The organism is Mesorhizobium sp. CNPSo 4688 (genome assembly GCF_057784295.1).
The window spans coordinates 287,425-306,293 of sequence record NZ_JBWLUY010000001.1; the positions used below are offsets into that span (position 1 = coordinate 287,425).

Genomic DNA, 18,869 nt, shown 5'->3' on the forward strand with positions numbered 1-18,869 from the left:
TCGCGGTCCGTCGATCTATTGCGCGCTTAGCGTCCTGCGCACCGCATCGCGCCAGCCCGCCAGTTTTGCCGAGCGCAGCGTCGCATCCATGTCCGGCTTGAAGCGGCGCTCGAGCGCCCAGCTCCTGGCAAAGTCCCTCGCCTTCGGCCACACACCCGCCTTCGAGCCGGCGAGCCATGCGGCGCCCAGCGCCGTCGTCTCCAGAATGGTCGGACGGTCGACCGGCGCGTCGAGGATGTCGGCCAGCCTCTGCATGGTCCAGTCGGAGGCCACCATGCCGCCATCGACGCGGAGCACGGTTTTCGCCGAAGCCCCTTTCCAGTCCTTACGCATGGCGTCGAGCAGGTCGCGCGTCTGGTAGGCGACGGATTCGAGTGCGGCGCGGGCGAACTCCGCCGGGCCTGAATTACGGGTCAGACCGAAGATGGCGCCACGCGCCTTGGCGTCCCAATGCGGCGCGCCCAGGCCGACGAAAGCCGGCACCAGATAGACATTCTGGGTAGGATCTGCCTCGGCAGCCAGCACGCCGCTGTGCTCGGCCTTGCCGATCACCTTGATGCCGTCGCGCAGCCATTGCACGGCCGCACCGGCGATGAAGATCGAGCCTTCCAGCGCATAGGTGGTCTTGCCGTTCAGCCGGTAGGCGATGGTGGTCAAAAGCCGGTTCTTGGAACGCACCAGATCGGCCCCGGTGTTGAGCAGCGCGAAGCAGCCGGTGCCGTAAGTCGATTTCATCATGCCCGGCTCGAAACAGGCCTGGCCGATGGTTGCGGCGTGCTGATCGCCAGCGACGCCCAAGATTTTTATCTCGGCGCCGAACAGGCTTTTTTCAGTCACGCCGTAGTCGTCGGCGCAGTCCTTGACCTGCGGCAGCATCGCGACCGGGATGCGCAGGATGGAGAGCAGCTCGTCGTCCCAGACATTTTTCTCGATGTTGTAGACCAGCGTGCGCGAGGCGTTGGTGGCGTCGGTGGCGTGAACCTTGCCGCCAGTCAGCCGCCAGATCAAAAAACTGTCGATGGTGCCGGCGAGCAATTCGCCCTTTTCGGCGCGTTTTCTCGCGCCCTTCACCTTCTCCAGCATCCAGGCGATCTTGGTGCCGGAGAAATAGGGATCGAGCAGCAGGCCGGTTTTTTTGGTGAACTTTTTCTCCAGCCCCTGCTTCTTCAGCTTCTGGCAGAGCGGCGCGGTGCGCCTGTCCTGCCAGACGATGGCATTGTGGATCGGCTTGCCCGTCGCCTTGTCCCAGATGACGACGGTCTCGCGCTGGTTGGTGATGCCGACGGCCGCGACATCCGAGGCCTCGTGGCCGGCGGCCTTCAGCGCGCCTTTGACCGTGGCGACGACGGTTCCCCAGATGTCCTCCGGGTCGTGCTCGACCCAGCCGGAGGCCGGGTAATGCTGGGTGAATTCCTGCTGCTTGCTGCCGGCAACCTTCATCTCGCCGTCGAACAGGATCGCCCTGGTCGATGTCGTGCCCTGGTCGATCGCAAGGATGTGTTTGGTCAAGTTCGGCAACCCTATCTAACTTCTAGTCTGCCTCGATGAAGGCCAAGCCCGATCGGTGCAGTGCAAACGGTCAAATCTGCCAGCGCCTCACCCGCATTCAACGCATTGGAAACCGCGTCTGCATAGCTGGAGGCTTTTGCAATCGTTTCCACAGCGGACGCAGGCAGAAGCTCGCGTGCGATGCTGTCGTGAACCGATCGAACAATTGGATGGCTGGCGACCTTGAAGGTATAGGCCTGCCCATTTCGACCGCTCAACATGTACTCAAAGGCCTTGGGAGCGGATAGCTTTCGCAACGCGTATTCCGCAATGATCTCAGGAACGAGTTCATAAGCCAGCCGCAACTCCGGATTCTCCAGAATTTGCTTCAATCGATCCGAGGCAGGTTCTGCCGTGGCTTCCCTTTCATCCCCAAGGTTTGAAAGGTGAAACCTGGCCAATTCGAGCGCGAAATTCGCCGTGAAAAGCGGCTCGCCGTTTTCACTCGTCGTGGCTGGAGTCCAACGTTCAGCACGCCGAAAAAGCGAGGAAATCACCGGCCGCTCCGAAACGTTTGCCGGGGCACCATGCCCCGGCAAACTGTAGTTGCAGAATTTTACTTCTGCCAGCTCTTCACCAGTTCGTCGTAGTTGATGGTGACCGGCTTTTCCTTCTCGTTCTCGATTTTCAGCTGAGGCGCGAGATTGCCCTTCTTGACCGCGTCGGCGTTCCAGTAGGCGAGGTCATGCTCTTCGGCCATCTTCGGGCCGATATCGCCCTGGACGCCCGACTTCTCGATGCGGGTCATGACCTTTTCCTGCTCGGCGCAGAGCGAGTCCATGGCTTCCTGCGCCGTCTTGGCGCCGGACGAGGCATCGCCGATCGCCTGCCACCAGAGCTGTGCCAGCTTCGGATAGTCAGGCACGTTGGTGCCGGTCGGCGACCACTGGACGCGGGCCGGCGAGCGGTAGAACTCGATCAGGCCGCCGAGCTTCGGCGCACGTTCGGTGAAGCTCTTGTCGTGGATCGTGCTCTCGCGGATGAAGGTCAGGCCGACATGGCTCTTCTTCACGTCGACGGTCTTCGAGGTCACGAACTGCGCGTAGAGCCAGGCGGCCTTGGCGCGGTCGGTCGGCGTCGACTTCATCAGCGTCCAGGAGCCCACGTCCTGATAGCCGAGCTTCATGCCGTCCTTCCAGTAGACGCCGTGCGGCGACGGGGCCATGCGCCACTTCGGCGTGCCGTCGTCGTTCATCACCGCCTTGGCGCCGGCGTCGACCATCGACGCGGTGAAGGCGGTGTACCAGAAGATCTGCTGCGCAACCGCGCCCTGCGCCGGAACCGGTCCGGATTCGGAGAAGGTCATGCCCTGTGCCTCAGCCGGAGCGTAGGCCTTCAGCCAGTCAAGGTACTTCTGGATCGAGTAGACGGCAGCCGGGCCATTGGTGTCGCCGCCGCGCGCGGTGCAGGAGCCGACAGGACGCGAATTCTCGTCGACCTTGATGCCCCATTCGTCGACCGGCAGGCCGTTCGGAATGCCCTTGTCACCGTTGCCGGCCATGGACAGCCAGGCGTCGGTGAACCGCCAGCCGAGTGACGGATCCTTCTTGCCGTAGTCCATGTGGCCATAGACCTTTTTACCGTCGATCTCGCGGCCGGTGAAGAACTCGGCGATGTCTTCATAGGCCGACCAGTTGACGGGAACGCCAAGGTCGTAGCCGTACTTGGCCTTGAAGTCGGCCTTGTTTTTCTCGTCGTTAAACCAGTCGTAGCGGAACCAGTAGAGGTTGGCGAACTGCTGGTCGGGCAGTTGATAGAGCTTCTTGTCCGGCGCCGTGGTGAAGGAGGTGCCGATAAAATCCTTCAGGTCGAGGTTCGGGTTGGTGACGTCCTTGCCGTCGCCCGCCATCCAGTCGGTCAGGTTGCGGACCTGCTGGTAGCGCCAGTGCGTGCCGATCAGGTCGGAATCGTTGACCCAGGCGTCATAAAGGTTCTGACCTGTCTGCATCTGGGTCTGGATCTTCTCGACGACGTCGCCTTCCTGGATGGTGTCGTGCGTCACCTTGATGCCGGTGATCGCCGAAAAGGCCGGCGCCAGCACCTGCGATTCATAGGAATGGGTGGCGATGGTTTCGGAGACGACCTTGATGTCCATGCCGGCGAAAGGCTTCGCGGCATCGATGAACCACTGCATTTCGGCTTCCTGTCCGGCGCGATCAAGCGTCGACAGCGGGCCGATTTCCTTGTCCAGGAACGCCTTGGCCTCGTCCATTCCGGCATAGGCGTTGCCTGCCCCGAGCAACAGGACAAGCGCGGTCGTAGATGTTAAAAATTGCCGTCGCATAGGTTTCCTCCACATTTAGGTTTCAAGTGCGATCTGGAGCGGCCGCCGGCACGCGGTCGCTCCAACAGTTTCCCCCTCTATACGTAGCGGAACACGCCGACGGCGTAGACCACGGAGAGAGCGAGAGCCCACCACAGGTTGGATCCGACAAGACCCAGCCAAGCGAGATGGATGAAGGCGCTGCCAAGCAGCGAAAGAAAAAGGCGATCGCCGCGCGTCGTCTCGAAGCGCAGCACGCCGACACGGGGATTGCCGCCCGGCGAGACGAATTCCCAGGCCGCCATGCCGCACAGCAGGAAAAGAATGGTGCCGAAGAACGCCGCCGTTGGCCACGTCCACGCCATCCAGGTGAGGTCGAGATTCATGGTCACACCCTCCCCAGGGCGAAGCCCTTGGCGATGTAGTTGCGGACGAACCAGATGACCAGCGCGCCTGGGATCAGCGTCAGCACGCCGGCAGCGGCGAGCAGGCCCCAGTCCATGCCCGCGGCAGAGACCGTGCGGGTCATCGTAGCGGCGATCGGCTTTGCATCAGTGGTGGTCAGCGTGCGCGCGATCAACAGTTCCACCCATGAGAACATGAAGCAGAAGAAGCAGGCGACGCCGATGCCGCTGGCGATCAGCGGCATGAATATCTTCACGAAGAAACGCGGGAAGGAATAGCCGTCAATATAGGCGGTCTCGTCGATTTCCTTCGGCACGCCCGACATGAAGCCTTCGAGGATCCACACCGCCAGCGGCACGTTGAACAGGCAGTGCGCCAACGCCACCGCAATATGGGTGTCGATCAGGCCGAAGGCGGAATAGAGCTGGAAGAAGGGCAGCGCGAACACCGCCGGCGGCGCCATGCGGTTGGTCAGCAGCCAGAAGAACAGATGCTTGTCGCCGAGGAAACGGTAGCGCGAAAAGGCGTAGGCCGCCGGCAGCGCGGCCGCCACCGAAATCACCATGTTCATCACCACATAGGTGATCGAGTTGATGTAGCCCGAATACCAGGAGGCGTCGGTGAAGATGGTGACGTAGTTGGCGATCGTTGGCGCATGCGGATAGAGCGTCAGCGACGAGACGATCTCGGCATTGGTCTTGAAGCTCATGTTGATGAGCCAGTAGATCGGCAGCAAAAGCACGATGATGTAGACCGTCGGCACGATCCACCACCAGCGCGATTCCTCGCCGCGCTTGCGCATCAGCCGGGCGACCTGCTCCTGCGAGAGCGTGCTCGCCAGTTTGCCCTCGGCTGTCGTCTCGCTCACTCGGTCAGCTCTCTCGTTGGCGCCGCTCATCTCAGCGCTCCGCGTCGTAGTTGGTCATCACGGTGTAGAACACCCACGACAACAACAGGATGATCAGGAAGTAGACCAGCGACATCGCCGCCGCCGGACCCAGGTCGAACTGGCCGAGCGCGGTCTTGACGAGGTCGATCGACAGGAAGGTCGTCGAATTGCCGGGGCCGCCGCCGGTGACGACGAAGGGCTCGGTGTAGATCATGAATGAGTCCATGAAGCGCAACAGCACGGCGATGAGCAGCACGCGCTGCATCTTCGGCAGCTGGATGTAGCGGAACACCGCCCAGCGCGAAGCGCCGTCGATCTTGGCCGCCTGGTAGAAGGCGTCCGGAATCGAGACCAGGCCGGCATAGCAAAGCAGCACGACAAGGCTGGTCCAGTGCCAGACATCCATGATGATGATGGTGACCCAGGCGTCGTACGGGTCCTGGACGTAGTTGTAGTCGATGCCGAGCGCATTGACGTAATAGCCGAGCAAACCGATGTCGTTGCGGCCGAACACCTGCCAGATGGTGCCGACCACGTTCCACGGGATCAAGAGCGGCAGCGCCATCAGCACCAGACAGACCGGAACGCCCCAGCCTTTCTTCGGCATGTTGAGCGCGATGAAGATGCCGAGCGGCACTTCGATGGCGAGGATGATGAAGGAGAAGATCAGGTTGCGCACCATCGCTTCCCAGAAGCGGTCGGATGACAGCAGCTCCTCGAACCATTCGGTGCCGGCCCAGAAGAACTGATTGTTGCCGAACGTGTCCTGCACCGAATAGTTGACGACGGTCATCAACGGGATGACGGCCGAGAACGCCACCAGCACCAGCACCGGCAGGACAAGGAACCAGGCCTTGTTGTTCCAGGTCTTTTCCATCTATGCCCCCATCTCGACGCGCCAGGAATCGGCATAGATGTTGATGCCGGCCGGATCGAAGCGCACCTTCGGTTCGGCCGGAACGCTCTCATCCTCGCCGATGACGGCCGCGATCTCGCGGCCTTCGAAGCTGGCGCGCACCACCTTGTGGCGGCCGAGATCCTCGACCTTGCTGATCTTCACCGCCATGCCGTCGCGGCCGAGCCTGACATATTCGGGGCGGATGCCGAGTTCGATGGCGCCATTGCCGGTGTTTGGGCCGGTTTTTGGCGCGCCGGGCAGCTCGATGCGCTGGCTGCCGATGGTCGCGGTCTTGCCCTCGATCGCCACCGGCATGACGTTCATGCCGGGCGAGCCGATGAAATAGCCGACAAAAGTGTGGCGCGGGCGCTCGAACAATTCGGCCGGCGTGCCAATCTGGACGATGCCGCCATCATACATGACGACCACCTGGTCGGCGAAGGTCAGCGCCTCGGTCTGGTCATGGGTGACATAGACCATGGTATAGCCGAAGCGGCGGTGCAGCTGCTTCAACTGCGAGCGCAGCACCCACTTCATATGCGGGTCGATGACGGTCAGCGGCTCGTCGAACAGGATGGCGTTGACATCGGAGCGCACCAGGCCGCGGCCGAGCGAAATCTTCTGCTTCTGGTCGGCGGTCAGGCCCCTCGCCTTCTTCTTCGCCCATGACGCCAGATCGATCATCTCCAGCGTCTCGCGCACCTTGCGGTCGACGTCGGCTTCCGGCACGCCGCGGTTGCGCAGCGGGAACGCTAGATTGTCGTAGACGGTCATGGTGTCGTAGATGACCGGGAACTGGAACACCTGCGCGATGTTGCGCTCCTGCGTCGACAGATTGGTGACGTCCTTGCCGTTGAACAGCAGCTTTCCGTGCGAAGGATGCAGCAGCCCCGAAATGATGTTGAGCAGCGTGGTCTTGCCGCAGCCGGACGGCCCGAGCAGCGCATAGGCGCCGCCATCCTCGAAAGTGTGGTGCACTTCCCTGAGAGCGAAATCGGCGTCCTTCTGCGGGTTGGGCAGGTAGGAGTGCCGGACATGGTTGACGTCGATGCGCGCCATCGCTTCCCCCTCAAGCCGCCAGCTTCGATGCGGCGACGGCGCTGCCGTTGCTGTCGAAGACCATGATGTGGCGCGGATCGATGAACACCTCGATCTCTGCGTCGGGCTCGAAATCCCTGATACCATGGGTCAGCATGACCCAGCGCGCGTCGGCGAAATCGAGATGGATGAAGCTTTCCGAACCGGTGATCTCGGTGATCGTCACCTTGGCACGCACCGGCACGGCGGCGGCGTTGGGCCGCTCGAGCGAGAGATGATGCGGCTGGAAACCGATCGTATAGTTGGCGTCGGCAATGCCGGAAAGCTCGGCCGGCACCGGCAGCTTGACGCCGCCTTCGAGCAGGAAATCCGGGCCTTTCTTGGCCAGCACGATGGTGTTGAGCGGCGGATCGGCAAAGGTCCTTGCCGTCACCAGGTCGATCGGCTTGCGGAAGACGTCGATGGTCGGGCCGAACTGGGTGATGCGTCCCTCGGACAGCGTCGCCGTGTTGCCGCCGAGCAGCAACGCTTCGTGCGGCTCAGTCGTGGCATAGACGAAAATGGTGCCGGCGGCGGCGAAGATCTTCGGCAGCTCGGCGCGCAACTCCTCGCGCAATTTGTAATCGAGATTGGCGAGCGGCTCGTCGAGCAGGACCAGGCTGGCATTCTTGACGATGGCGCGGGCAAGTGCGGTGCGCTGCTGCTGGCCGCCGGACAGGCTGAGCGGCGTGCGGTCGAGATAGGGCGTCAGCTTCAGGAGCGCTGCCGCGTTGCGGACTTCCTTGTCGATCTTGGCCTGATCGGTGCCGGCGACGCGCAACGGCGAAGCGATGTTCTCATAGACCGTCATCGCGGGGTAATTGATGAACTGCTGGTAGACCATGGCGATCTTGCGCTGCTGCACCGGCATGCCGGTGACATTCTGGCCGTCGAACCAGACCGAACCGGAGGTCGGCACATCGAGCCCGGCCATCAGCCGCATCAGGCTGGTCTTGCCCGACAGCGTCGGCCCGAGCAGGACATTGAGCGAGCCGTGCTGAAGCGTCAGCGAGACGTCGCGGATATGCTCCGCCGCACCGACCGTCTTCGTCACGTTTCTCAGTTCCAGCATGATGCCTCCTCCCAGGCTTTGTGCATCACTCGCCTTCCCTATTCCGCTGCCACGACATGGCGCTGGCTGATGCCGCGCATGAATTCGTCAAGGGCCGAGACCTGCTCGCGGCTGAAATGCAGGCCGCGCTTGGTGCGACGCCACAATACATCTTCGGCGGTCAGCGCCCATTCGTTTTCGCAGAGGTAGCGCACCTCGGCCTCATAGAGATCGGCGCCGAAATTGCGGCCGAGATCGGCATTCGACTTGGCGAGGCCGAGCAGCACTTGCGCGCGCGTGCCGTAAAGCCTGGTCAGTCGGCGCGCCAGGCGCTGGTCGAGGAAAGGATAGGCGCTCTTCAGCTTCGCCACCTGCGCGTCGAACCCGGTAGCCGGGAAATCGCCGCCCGGCAAGGACGCATTCGCTGTCCATGGCTTGCCGCGTTTGCCGAGAAATCCCTCTATCCTTTCCAGCATCGATTCCGACAGCCGACGATAGGTGGTGATCTTGCCGCCGAAAGCATTGACGATCGGCGCCTTGCCCTCGCCGCCATCGGCCTTCAGCACATAGTCGCGGGTCGCTTCCTGCGCCTTCGAGGCGCCGTCATCATAGAGCGGGCGCACCGCCGAATAGGTCCAGACGATGTCCGGGCGCGTCACGGGCTTGGCAAAATATTCGCTCGCCGCCGCGCAGAGATAGTCGATCTCGGTGTCGCTGATCTTCACGTCATGCGGATCGCCGGGATAATCGCGATCGGTGGTGCCGATCAGCGTGAACTCTTCTTCATAGGGAATGGCGAAGATGATGCGCCCATCCTTGTTCTGGAAGAAGTACGCGCGCGGATCGTCAAACTTCTTCTTGATGACGATGTGGCTGCCCTGCACCAGGCGGACATTGTGCACGTCGTTCTGGCCGACAGTGGTCGACAGCACGTGGTCGACCCACGGGCCGGCGGCATTGACCAGCAGCCGGGCCTTGACCTCCTCGGTCGTTCCGGTCGCCAGATCCTCCAGGCGGATTGCCCAGATATCGCCTTCGCGCCTTGCTGCGACGACTTTCGTGCGGGTGCGGATGGTGGCGCCGCGGTCGGCGGCGTCACGCGCGTTCAACGCCACCAGACGGGCATCGTTGACCCAGCCATCCGAATATTCGAACGCCTTGTGAAACAACGGCTTCAGCGGCTTGCCGGCAGGGTCCTTGGCCATGTCGAGCGTGCGGGTCGCCGGCAGCAATTTGCGGCCGCCAATATGGTCGTAGAGAAAGAGGCCGAGCCGGATCAGCCAGGCCGGGCGCAGGCCCTTGGCATAGGGCAGCACGAAGCGCATCGGCCAGATGATGTGCGGCGCGTTCTTCCACAGAACCTCGCGCTCCATCAGCGCCTCGCGCACCAGCCGGAATTCGTAGAATTCGAGGTAGCGCAGGCCGCCATGGATCAGCTTGGTCGAACCGGAGGAGGTCCCGCTGGCCAGGTCGTTCATCTCGGCGAGAAACACCGAGAAGCCGCGGCCAACCGCATCGCGGGCAATGCCGCAGCCGTTGATACCGCCGCCAATGACAAAGATGTCATGGATCGGAGATGCGTCCAAGAATTCCTCCAGCGATTTCGCATTGCAGCATTTTTGGTGTTTTGCGAAACCGTGGCGGAATTATTTCGAAATGATAACGAATGTCAAACGAAATATCACGGCCACGTAATAGGGGCCCCGAAAGCCGCTAGCCGAGCGACGTTTCGATCAATTGAACCTCCGCTTCCTCGCAGATCTTGCGCACCGACGGGATGTCGCAACGGTCGGTGATGAAGGTGTTGACCTGGGACAGATGGCCGATGCGCACCGGCGCGGTGCGCTCGAACTTGGTCTGGTCGGAAACCAGGATGACATGCCTGGCATTGGCGATGATGGCTTGCGCCACTTTCACTTCGCGAAAGTCGAAATCGAGCAACGCGCCGTCGTGGTCGATGGCCGAGGCGCCGATGACGGCATAGTCGACCTTGAACTGCCTGATGAAATCGACCGCCGCCTCGCCGACCACACCGCCGTCGGAGCCGCGCACGACGCCGCCGGCGATCACCACCTCGATCGAAGGATAAATGCGCATCCTGTTGGCAACATTGATATTATTGGTGATGACCATGAGCCCGGTATGGTCGAGCAGCGCCTTGCTGACCGACTCGGTCGTGGTGCCGATATTGATGAACAACGAGGCGTGGTCGGGAATCAGCCTGGCCGCCGCGCGGCCGATCGCCTCCTTCTCGTCGGCCGCGATCTTGCGGCGCGCCTCATACTCCATGTTCTCGATGCCGGACGGGAACAACGCCCCGCCATGGATGCGCGACAGCAGCCGCTGGTCGCAGAGATCGTTGAGGTCCTTGCGGATGGTCTGCGGCGTCACGTTGAAATGCGTGGCCAGATCGTCGACCAGCACGCGGCCATGGTCTTTGGCCATCTGGATGATTTCGGCATGGCGCGGCGACAGATACACTGAGAAAACCTCCCGTTTTCGTTTTTCTTGTTTGTAGCTCAAAACGAAAGCAATGAAAAGGGATAAGCCGGCTAATGAAATATCGGTGATTGCAAAGGCGAACCAGGCAGATACAGCTCAGACCCGCTCCGCCACCTTGCGGGCGACGCCAGCGACTTTGCCCGCCGAGCGGATCATCAGGAATTTGCCGGACCAGTTTCCCAGGATGCGCCAGGTGCCCGCGATCTCCGTGGCATCGCCGTTCAGAATGCCGCTGTAGTGGATCGGATCCACGTTCGGTCCGGCATTGTCGTATGTTTTGACGAAGGAGACGGCGTTGCCGTTGCGCTGCCCCTGCAGGGTTGCGTATCTCACTGTGCCGGTCGCCGGGCCGGCCGGTTCGTGGGTCGCCCCCGTCAATCGGGTTGCCGTCTCGATCAGCGTCGCGACAAACGAGACCGGCGCCAGCTCGCGCGGATAGAAATAGCGCCCGTTCCAGACGCCCGTCAGATTCCGGCTCGCCTCTTCGCCCTGTCCGGCCATATGCTTGCTCGCAATTCGTTGCTGGCTACTCGGTGGCGGGAAACCGCCCGGACAATCCTGTCAATCACTCAGGGATCTTGCACAGTCGCAAATGACGGTGAAGGCGGTATCGACGTCTTCTGCAGTCGTCTCGAACTGTCCGACCTGGAAACGAATGGCGACGCGTCCATCGACCCGCGTCTGCGTCAGATAGAGGCGGCCATCGTCGTTGATGGCATTGACCAGGCGCAGATTGTGGTCGTCGGCATCGCCGGTGGCCTTATGGCGGAATGAAAACAGTGACAGCATTGGCTCGGTGACGATCTCGAAATCCGGCTCGTTCGCCAGCCGCGCCGCAAGGGCCTCGCTCCAGGCGACATTGTTGCGGATCTTGGTGCGCAGCGCTTCCAGTCCGTGCGCGCGCAGCAGGAACCACAGTTTCAAAGCGCGGAAGCGGCGGCCAAGCGGCACCGACCATTCGGAATAATTGATGATGCCGTCGCGGCCATGCGTCTTCAGGAATTCGGGCTTGATCGCCAAAGTGCGGACCAGATCCTCGGGCTGGCGGATGAACTGCATCGAGCAGTCAAATTGCGCGCCAAGCCACTTATGCGGGTTGAAGACGATGGAATCGGCGAGCTCTGCGCCGGCCCAGAAATGGCGGAATTCCGGGCAGATCATCGCCGATCCGGCCCAGGCGGCATCGACATGCAGATAGAGCCCGTGGCGCCTGGCCACGGCGGCGACGGCGGCGACATTGTCGGTGCCACCGGTGCTGGTACCGCCGACACTGGCGATGATGCCGGCGGGCAACATGCCGGCCTCACGGTCCGCGACGATTGCCGCCTCGAGCGCCCCCGTATCCATGGCGCGAAAGCGACCGGTGACCGGAATGCGGACCAGATTGTCCTCGCCGATGCCCGACACCCAGATCGCGCGGTCGATCGAGGTGTGGACCTGATCGGAAGAATAGATGCGCGGCTGCTTCTGCCCGGCAAGGCCCTGCTTGTTGCCCTGCCAGTCGAGCGCCCGCTCGCGCATCGTCAGCACGGCGGCCAGCGTCGCCGACGAGGCCGAATCCTGGATGACGCCGGAAAAGCCCTCAGGCAGGCCGAGCGCCTGGCGCATCCAATCGACAATACGCGTTTCGAGTTCGGTCGCGGCCGGCGAGGTCTGCCACAGCATGCATTGCGCGGCCATCGCCGAGACAAGATATTCGGCCACCACCGAGACAGGTGCGGCATTGGCCGGGAAATAGGCGAAGAAGCGCGGATGCTGCCAGTGCGTCATCCCCGGCACGATCTTGTCTTCGAAATCGGCGAAAATTCGCTCCATCGGCTCAGCCGCTTCCGGCGGCGACGCCTCTATGCTGCGAAAGATCTCACCCGGCTCGACCAGCGGCCGCACCGGTCTTTCCCGCAGCGATGAACGGTAATCGACTCCCCAATCGGCGGCGTGCCTCGACCATTGCCGGAAATCATCGTTGTTCATTCTGGTCTCCAGACTTGGGCCAAGCAGCGTCGATCGCCGCGGCAAGCGCCACGCAAGAGCGCCGGCAAGGCAATCTAACCCGGGAAATCAGGCAGGCTGGCAAAGGCCGCCTTCAGCGCGTTCGACCAGCCGTCCGAGATGGTGCGATAGTACTGGTCGTCCTGGCCTATCCGCTTCTTCAGCCCGACCTTGAAAGCATCCTTCTCCAGGAACAGCAGGTCGAGCGGCAGGCCGACGGACAGGTTCGACTTCAGCGTCGAATCGAAGGAGACCAGAAGCAGCTTCACCGTTTCGGCCAGGCTCATCGTCCTTTCATAGGCGCGGATGATGATCGGCTTGCCGTATTTGGTCTCGCCGATCTGGAAGAACGGCGTGTCGTCGGTCGATTCGATGAAATTGCCCTCGGGATAGATCATGAACAGGCGCGGCGCGCTGCCCTTGATCTGGCCGCCGAGGATGAAGGAGGCGTTGAAATAGGAATCCGCCTTTTCGCCGGCCGGTGACGACTGAGCGATGACTTCCTTGACGGTGTCGCCGACCAGCCGCACCGTCTGGTACATGGACGGGGTTTCGAGCAGCGTCGCATGGCGTTCGCCGATCGCCTTGTTGCGCTCGTCGAGCAGGCTGATGACAGCCTGCGTCGTCGCCAGATTGCCGGCCGACATCAGCACGATGACGCGCTCGCCCGGCTCTTCCCAGACATGCATCTTCTTGAAGGTCGAGATCGAATCCATGCCGGCATTGGTGCGCGTGTCCGACATGAACACGAGCCCACGATCGATCTTGAGGCCGACGCAATAAGTCATGGAATCTCTTCAGGCAGCAATCTTGCCGAGAACTACTGCTCTACCGTGACGGTGACCGCAAGCTGTTCCTCCGCCTGTCCCAGTCGAATTCCCGACACCGGCGAGGCATCGCGATAATCGCGGCCGGTGGCCACCCTGACATAGCGCTCGTCAGGGGAAATGCCATTGGCGGCGTCGAAGGCGACCCAGCCGAGACCCTGGACATGGACTTCGGCCCAGGCATGGCTTGCCGCCTGTTCGATGGCCGCACCCATCATCAGATAGCCGCTGACATAACGGGCCGGAAAGCCCATGGCGCGGGCCGCGGCGACAAAGATATGGCTGTGGTCCTGGCAGACGCCGGTCTTCAGCGCCAACGCTTCTTCGGCCGGCGTCGTCACGCTGGTGGTGCCCGGCGTGTAGGCGACGCGCTCGACGATCAGCGCCATCAAGCGATGCAGCCTCTCTATGTCGGTGCCTTTGCCGACCGCCGCGGCAAGCTCGCGGATGCCGTCGCCGGGGGTGGTCAAAGCGGTCTCCTGGCTGAACAGCCAGAGCGGCGCAAAGCCGTGATGCGGGCCGGAAACACCCGCTGTGTCACGCGTGACAACCTCGCCGGAGGCCTCGACGGTGATGAAGTCGCGCTCGCCATCGACGCTCAAGAGCCTGTTATCGTTGCCGAAATGGTCGCTGAAGCGCACTTCTTCGCGCGCACCTTCGATCTTCAGCGCCCAGGACAGCACGGTCTGCGTCGGGCCACTGACCGGCAACAGCCGCAGTCGCTGCAGCAGATAGTGTACCGGCGCGTCGTAGCGGTATTCCGTCCGGTGGGTGATTTTCAATCTCATAACTTGTCTTCCGTTTTGAGCATGACCTTATCCGAAAACCGGGTCCCACTTTTCGCTAACGCGGTCCTCCGGTTCGGGGTCATGCTCAATTGAACCGGTAATCCTGGGCGATCTCATCGCCGAGCTTGGTGTTGTCCTGGATGAACCTGGCCAGGAATTCGTGCAGGCCGGCGTCGAATATGTCCTTGATCGACCCTGCCCGCAGCATCGCCTGGGTCCTGTCGACCGTGGCGTGGCAGGCATGGCGTTCGCCATAATCGTCGCCGAGGAATTTCAGGTGCTCGGCGAGAAAACGATAGCAGAAGGTCAGCGAGCGCGGCATGCGCACGTTGAGGATCAGATAGTCGGCAATGTTGGTCGGCTTGTAGTCGGCCTCATAGACCCAGCGGTAGGAACGGTGCGCCGACACCGAGCGCAGGATCGACTCCCACTGGTAATTGTCCAGCGTCGAGCCAACCCAGGAGATCGACGGCAACAACACGTAGTATTTCACGTCGAGGATGCGCGCCGTGTTGTCGGCGCGTTCGACATAGGTGCCGAGCTGCGAGAAGTCGAAGATCTCGTTGCGCAGCATGGTGCCGTAAAAACAGCCGCGGATAAGCGCCGTCTCGCGCTTGATGGCGTCGAGCACGCTCGGCAGGTCGCGCTCGTCGATCGGCTTTGCCAGCATCCGCTTCAACGCCATCCAGGCCTCGTTGATGCTTTCCCAGGTTTCGCGTGTCAGCGCGGTGCGCACCATGCGGGCATTGTTGCGTGCGGTCTCGATCGCCGACATCGTGCTCGACGGGTTCGAGGTGTCGCGCAGCAGGAAGTCGGCGACATTGGCGGCGGTATAGTCTTGGTATTTCTGCGTGAAGGTGACGTCGGAGCCGGCGCTGAGCAGCACCGAATTCCACTCTTCCGAAGCGCTCTGGGTACGGGTCAGCGCCATGCGCAGGCCGGCATCGACCAGACGCGCCATGTTTTCCGCCCGCTCGATATAGCGGTTCATCCAGTAGAGCCCGTTGGCGGTGCGGCCCAAAAGCATATCAGCGTGCCCCGATGTCGAGCGAATAGCGAATAGCGAGTAGCGAATAGGGAAGAATGCTTTTCATGATTGCTGCGTCCCCCTGCCCAGCTCAGTCATCGAGTACCCACGTATCCTTGGTGCCGCCGCCCTGCGAGGAGTTGACCACCAGCGACCCTTCTTTGAGCGCCACCCGCGTCAAGCCGCCGGGCACGATCTGGATGCGGTCGGAGACCAGCACGTAGGGGCGCAAGTCGACATGGCGCGGCGACAAGCCTTTTTCTGTCAGGATCGGACAGGTCGACAGCGCCAGCGTCGGCTGGGCGATGTAGTTGGAAGGTTTGGCCTGCAGCTTCTTGGCGAAGTCCTGGCATTCCTTCTTGGTCGCCGCCGGGCCGACCAGCATGCCGTAGCCGCCGGAACCGTGCACTTCCTTGATGACCAGCTCATGGATGTGCTCGAGCACATATTTCAGGCTGTCGGGCTCCGAGCAGCGCCAGGTCGGGATGTTGCCGAGGATCGCCTTGCGGCCGGTGTAGAACTCGACGATCTCGGGCATGTAGGAATAGATCGCCTTGTCGTCGGCAATGCCGGTTCCCGGCGCATTGGCGATGGTGATGTTGCCGGCGCGGTAGACATCCATGATGCCGGGCACGCCAAGCGCCGAGTCCGGCCTAAAGGTCAGCGGGTCGAGGAACGAATCGTCGACACGCCGGTAGAGCACGTCGATCTGCTTGTAGCCCTCGGTGGTGCGCATGGCGACATGGCCGTCGACGACGCGCAGATCCTGGCCTTCGACCAGCTGCACGCCCATCTGGTCGGCAAGGAAGGCGTGCTCGAAATAGGCGGAGTTGAAGCTGCCCGGCGTCAGCACGGCGATGGTCGGCGCGCCCTTGGTGCTTTGCGGCCGGACCGCTGCCAGCGACTGGCGCAGCAGCTGCGGATAGTTCTCGACCGGCCGCACCTTGATCTGCTGGAACAGCTCGGGGAAGAGCTGCATCATCGTCTCGCGGTTCTCCAGCATGTAGGAGACGCCCGACGGCGTGCGCGCATTGTCCTCCAGCACGTAGAACTCGTTCTCAGAGATGCGGACGATATCGACGCCGATAATGTGGGTGTAGACGCCGGCCGGCGGCCGCACGCCAATCATTTCCGGCAGGAAGGCCTCGTTCCTGGCGATGAGCTCCCTGGGCACACGGCCGGCGCGCAGGATTTCCTGGCGATGGTAGATGTCGTCGAGGAAAGCATTCAGCGCCTGGACGCGCTGCTCGATGCCTTGCGTCAGCCTTCGCCATTCATTGCCGGAGATGATGCGCGGAACGATATCGAAGGGGATCAGCCGCTCGGAAGCTTCCTGCTCGCCATAGACGGCGAAGGTGATGCCGGTCTTGCGGAAGACGCGCTCGGCGTCCTGCATCTTTTCGGTAAGCCTGGCCGGGTCCTGCTCCTTCAGCCAGCGGTCGTAAGCCGTATACGGTTTTCTCAATCCGGAAACTTCCGGAAGCATTTCATCGAACGCTGCCAATCGCATACTCCCCTGTGACGCCATTTCACTGGCGTCGCGGGAGAAAATCAAGCGCAATCGATGATTTGGAGGATATCGGCGATCAGTATGTTACGACTGCCCAAAATTAGGGCAGTCAAAACAGGGGCGTAATCAGGCTTTGCCTCCTCGCCGGGCAAGTGCCTGATGCGGCTTTAGAAAGCGCGGAAAGTGACGACCGTGAAGGTGTCCTTGATTCCGGGAAGATGCTGCACCTTCTCGTTGACGAAGTGGCCAACATCTTCCTCGTCGTCGACATAGAATTTGGCGAGCAGGTCGTAATTGCCGGCGGTCGAGTAGATTTCCGAGGCGATCTCGGCGTCGGCGAGCGCGCTGGCGACCTCATAGGACTTGCCCAGGTCGCACTTTATCTGCACGAAAAACGTCTTCATTGCCGGTCCTGCCACGTTGAAACGCGCATCTTGCGCCCATGGCGGCCCTTCTCGCAGACTGCCGCCCGGCTTTCAAGCATTCAGGCCGAATGCGCCTTGGCAACGGCTTGTCTAAGTTCGGACACCGGCATGCCGCGCCGGTAGAGGCTGCCACCGATGACCAAAGCGGGAGTGCCACGCAGTTTAAACGCGGTTGCCTGTGTATCGGTGCGCAAAAGGGCAGCGTCAATGTCGGGTTCACGGATGGCGAGATCGGCACGCACCATCGCCACATCAAAGCTAGCCGCGCCCTTCAGCAAAAGGCGCCGGTCAATCGGCTGCTTAGACATGGTTCGTCCCTGGTTGCGCGAACGGGTCCCACCCGTCCCCTACGATGCGCGCCCCGCCTTAAAGGATGCTTAAGCATGATCTTGTGGCACTTGCGTGGCGAATTACTGCGGTTGCTGAAACCGTGAGGCAGCGCCAAGCGTATGGTATGATGTGTCTTCAGACAGCGATTTGTCGGGAGACAATGGAGGCAGGCCATGCGCCGTATCGCATTCGCAGTCGTTTCATTGCTGTTCGCGTCTTCCCTGTTCATCTCGGCAGCCCTTGCCGGCGATGCCGAAATCAAGGCCGGCCAGACCGTCATCGATGGTCAGCTGAAGGCGCTCATCGCAAACGATGGCGCGAAGGCCTACAGCTACGCTGCTCCAAACGTGAAGCAGATTTTCCCGACCGTCGACGCCTTCATGAACATGGTGACCAATGGCTACGCGCCGGTGCGCCAGCCACAAAGCTATTCCTTCGGCAAGGTCGAGCAGACCGGCCCAGGCTCGATCATCCAGCAGGTGCTCATCGTCGGTCCCGACGGCAAGGACTACGAGGCGGTCTATACGCTGCAGCAGCAGCCCGACGGCAGTTTCCAGATCACCGGCTGCAGCCTGCGGGCGTCGAATTCACTGAGCACCTGACGCACAAAGCCTCAGTAGCGTGCCCTGCCGCCCGACATGTCGAACACGGCTCCGGTGTTGAATGCGCTGGCGTCGGAACAAAGCCAAAGCACCAGTGCCGCCACTTCATCCACCGAGCCAAGGCGCTTGAGCGGGCTGGCATCTATCATGTCGTCTACGACATCGTTTCCAAGGCGCCTGATCAACTCGGTATCGATCGGCCCCGGTGCCACGCAATTCACCCGAATGTCGGTATCGCAGGTCTCCCGCGACAAGGCTTTCGTAAAGGCAATGACGCCTGCACTTGCCGCTGAATAGGCGGCCAGATTCGGCAGCCCCTCCTTGCCTGCCAGGGACCCCATATTGATGATCCGGCCCCTACCGGCCTTGCGCATGATCGGCAGAACCTGATGCGTAACCTCGAAAATGCCGATCAGGTTGACACCGATGATGCGTTGCCACTCGATCGGATCGAATGCCTCGAACCCACGATAGTCGCCTAAATAGCCTGCATTGTTGATAAGAATGTCGATCCGGCTGTTGTCTGCGACGACCTCGGCCAAGGCGTCTTTGATTTGGTGAGCCTTTGTCACATCGACCGTCTGGCAATGCGCGCCGTCGACAGGTGTCGGATCGGCATCCCATATCCAGACCTCGACACCGGAGTTCAACAACTGCGCCGCAATGGCCTTGCCGATGCCTCGTGCGCCGCCAGTCACGATCGCGGTCTTGCCGCCAAGTTCGTATGTGACAGTCATG

General features: G+C 61.7%; 20 protein-coding genes. 1 reads left to right on the forward strand and 19 read right to left on the reverse strand.

What is annotated here, in order from left to right; translation table 11 throughout:
• Window positions 1–15: 15 nt before the first annotated feature.
• The 18 genes from glpK to AC04SH_RS01585 form a co-directional block, all read right to left on the reverse strand.
• Window positions 16–1,509, reverse strand: a complete 1,494-nt coding sequence (gene glpK, locus AC04SH_RS01500) for a glycerol kinase GlpK (RefSeq protein ID WP_488573676.1) — start codon at window positions 1,507–1,509, stop codon at window positions 16–18.
• Window positions 1,510–1,520: 11 nt separating this feature from the next.
• Window positions 1,521–2,045 (reverse strand): hypothetical protein, encoded by a 525-nt coding sequence (locus tag AC04SH_RS01505; RefSeq protein ID WP_488573677.1) that lies wholly within the window; start codon window positions 2,043–2,045, stop codon window positions 1,521–1,523.
• A 59-nt stretch (window positions 2,046–2,104) separates the two neighbouring features.
• Complete coding sequence (locus AC04SH_RS01510; RefSeq protein ID WP_488573678.1) at window positions 2,105–3,832, reverse strand: ABC transporter substrate-binding protein; 1,728 nt, start codon at window positions 3,830–3,832, stop codon at window positions 2,105–2,107.
• A 77-nt stretch (window positions 3,833–3,909) separates the two neighbouring features.
• On the reverse strand, window positions 3,910–4,197 hold the full coding sequence (locus tag AC04SH_RS01515) for a DUF2160 domain-containing protein (RefSeq protein ID WP_192253790.1): 288 nt from the start codon (window positions 4,195–4,197) through the stop codon (window positions 3,910–3,912).
• A gap of 2 nt (window positions 4,198–4,199) precedes the next feature.
• Window positions 4,200–5,114 (reverse strand): carbohydrate ABC transporter permease, encoded by a 915-nt coding sequence (locus tag AC04SH_RS01520; RefSeq protein WP_488573679.1) that lies wholly within the window; start codon window positions 5,112–5,114, stop codon window positions 4,200–4,202.
• Window position 5,115: 1 nt separating this feature from the next.
• Window positions 5,116–5,982: a carbohydrate ABC transporter permease gene (locus AC04SH_RS01525; protein WP_454574966.1), complete on the reverse strand. Its 867-nt coding sequence runs from the start codon at window positions 5,980–5,982 to the stop codon at window positions 5,116–5,118.
• Window positions 5,983–7,062, reverse strand: coding sequence for an ABC transporter ATP-binding protein (locus tag AC04SH_RS01530; protein WP_488573680.1), 1,080 nt, complete (start codon window positions 7,060–7,062; stop codon window positions 5,983–5,985).
• A gap of 10 nt (window positions 7,063–7,072) precedes the next feature.
• Window positions 7,073–8,152: an ABC transporter ATP-binding protein gene (locus AC04SH_RS01535; protein ID WP_192253782.1), complete on the reverse strand. Its 1,080-nt coding sequence runs from the start codon at window positions 8,150–8,152 to the stop codon at window positions 7,073–7,075.
• A gap of 38 nt (window positions 8,153–8,190) precedes the next feature.
• Entirely contained in the window at window positions 8,191–9,717 is a 1,527-nt protein-coding gene (glpD, locus tag AC04SH_RS01540) for a glycerol-3-phosphate dehydrogenase (protein WP_488573681.1), read from the reverse strand.
• 127 nt (window positions 9,718–9,844) lie between these two features.
• Complete coding sequence (locus AC04SH_RS01545) at window positions 9,845–10,612, reverse strand: DeoR/GlpR family DNA-binding transcription regulator (protein ID WP_477232653.1); 768 nt, start codon at window positions 10,610–10,612, stop codon at window positions 9,845–9,847.
• Between the two features lie 117 nt (window positions 10,613–10,729).
• Window positions 10,730–11,134 carry a hypothetical protein gene (locus AC04SH_RS01550; protein ID WP_488573682.1) on the reverse strand — a complete coding sequence of 135 codons (405 nt, stop codon included), beginning with the start codon at window positions 11,132–11,134 and terminating at the stop codon, window positions 10,730–10,732.
• A gap of 60 nt (window positions 11,135–11,194) precedes the next feature.
• A complete protein-coding gene (locus AC04SH_RS01555; RefSeq protein WP_488573683.1) occupies window positions 11,195–12,604 on the reverse strand; it encodes a pyridoxal phosphate-dependent decarboxylase family protein in 1,410 nt (469 codons plus the stop codon).
• 74 nt (window positions 12,605–12,678) lie between these two features.
• The gene (locus tag AC04SH_RS01560; protein ID WP_488573684.1) at window positions 12,679–13,410 is read right to left on the reverse strand and encodes a proteasome-type protease; all 732 of its coding nucleotides are present in this window, start codon (window positions 13,408–13,410) and stop codon (window positions 12,679–12,681) included.
• 32 nt (window positions 13,411–13,442) lie between these two features.
• Complete coding sequence (locus AC04SH_RS01565) at window positions 13,443–14,237, reverse strand: transglutaminase family protein (protein WP_488573685.1); 795 nt, start codon at window positions 14,235–14,237, stop codon at window positions 13,443–13,445.
• A gap of 85 nt (window positions 14,238–14,322) precedes the next feature.
• Complete coding sequence (locus AC04SH_RS01570; protein ID WP_112561554.1) at window positions 14,323–15,264, reverse strand: alpha-E domain-containing protein; 942 nt, start codon at window positions 15,262–15,264, stop codon at window positions 14,323–14,325.
• A gap of 91 nt (window positions 15,265–15,355) precedes the next feature.
• Window positions 15,356–16,768: a circularly permuted type 2 ATP-grasp protein gene (locus AC04SH_RS01575; protein WP_162712104.1), complete on the reverse strand. Its 1,413-nt coding sequence runs from the start codon at window positions 16,766–16,768 to the stop codon at window positions 15,356–15,358.
• Between the two features lie 173 nt (window positions 16,769–16,941).
• Window positions 16,942–17,178 (reverse strand): Lrp/AsnC ligand binding domain-containing protein, encoded by a 237-nt coding sequence (locus AC04SH_RS01580; RefSeq protein WP_112561551.1) that lies wholly within the window; start codon window positions 17,176–17,178, stop codon window positions 16,942–16,944.
• A gap of 80 nt (window positions 17,179–17,258) precedes the next feature.
• Window positions 17,259–17,507, reverse strand: a complete 249-nt coding sequence (locus AC04SH_RS01585; RefSeq protein WP_488573686.1) for a thioredoxin domain-containing protein — start codon at window positions 17,505–17,507, stop codon at window positions 17,259–17,261.
• A gap of 195 nt (window positions 17,508–17,702) precedes the next feature.
• On the opposite strand from AC04SH_RS01585, the gene AC04SH_RS01590 reads away from it, so the two are divergent.
• Window positions 17,703–18,131: a DUF4864 domain-containing protein gene (locus tag AC04SH_RS01590; RefSeq protein WP_488573687.1), complete on the forward strand. Its 429-nt coding sequence runs from the start codon at window positions 17,703–17,705 to the stop codon at window positions 18,129–18,131.
• Window positions 18,132–18,142: 11 nt separating this feature from the next.
• On the opposite strand, the gene AC04SH_RS01595 is transcribed toward AC04SH_RS01590, so the two are convergent.
• Window positions 18,143–18,829 (reverse strand): SDR family NAD(P)-dependent oxidoreductase, encoded by a 687-nt coding sequence (locus AC04SH_RS01595; protein WP_488573688.1) that lies wholly within the window; start codon window positions 18,827–18,829, stop codon window positions 18,143–18,145.
• Window positions 18,830–18,869: the final 40 nt, after the last annotated feature.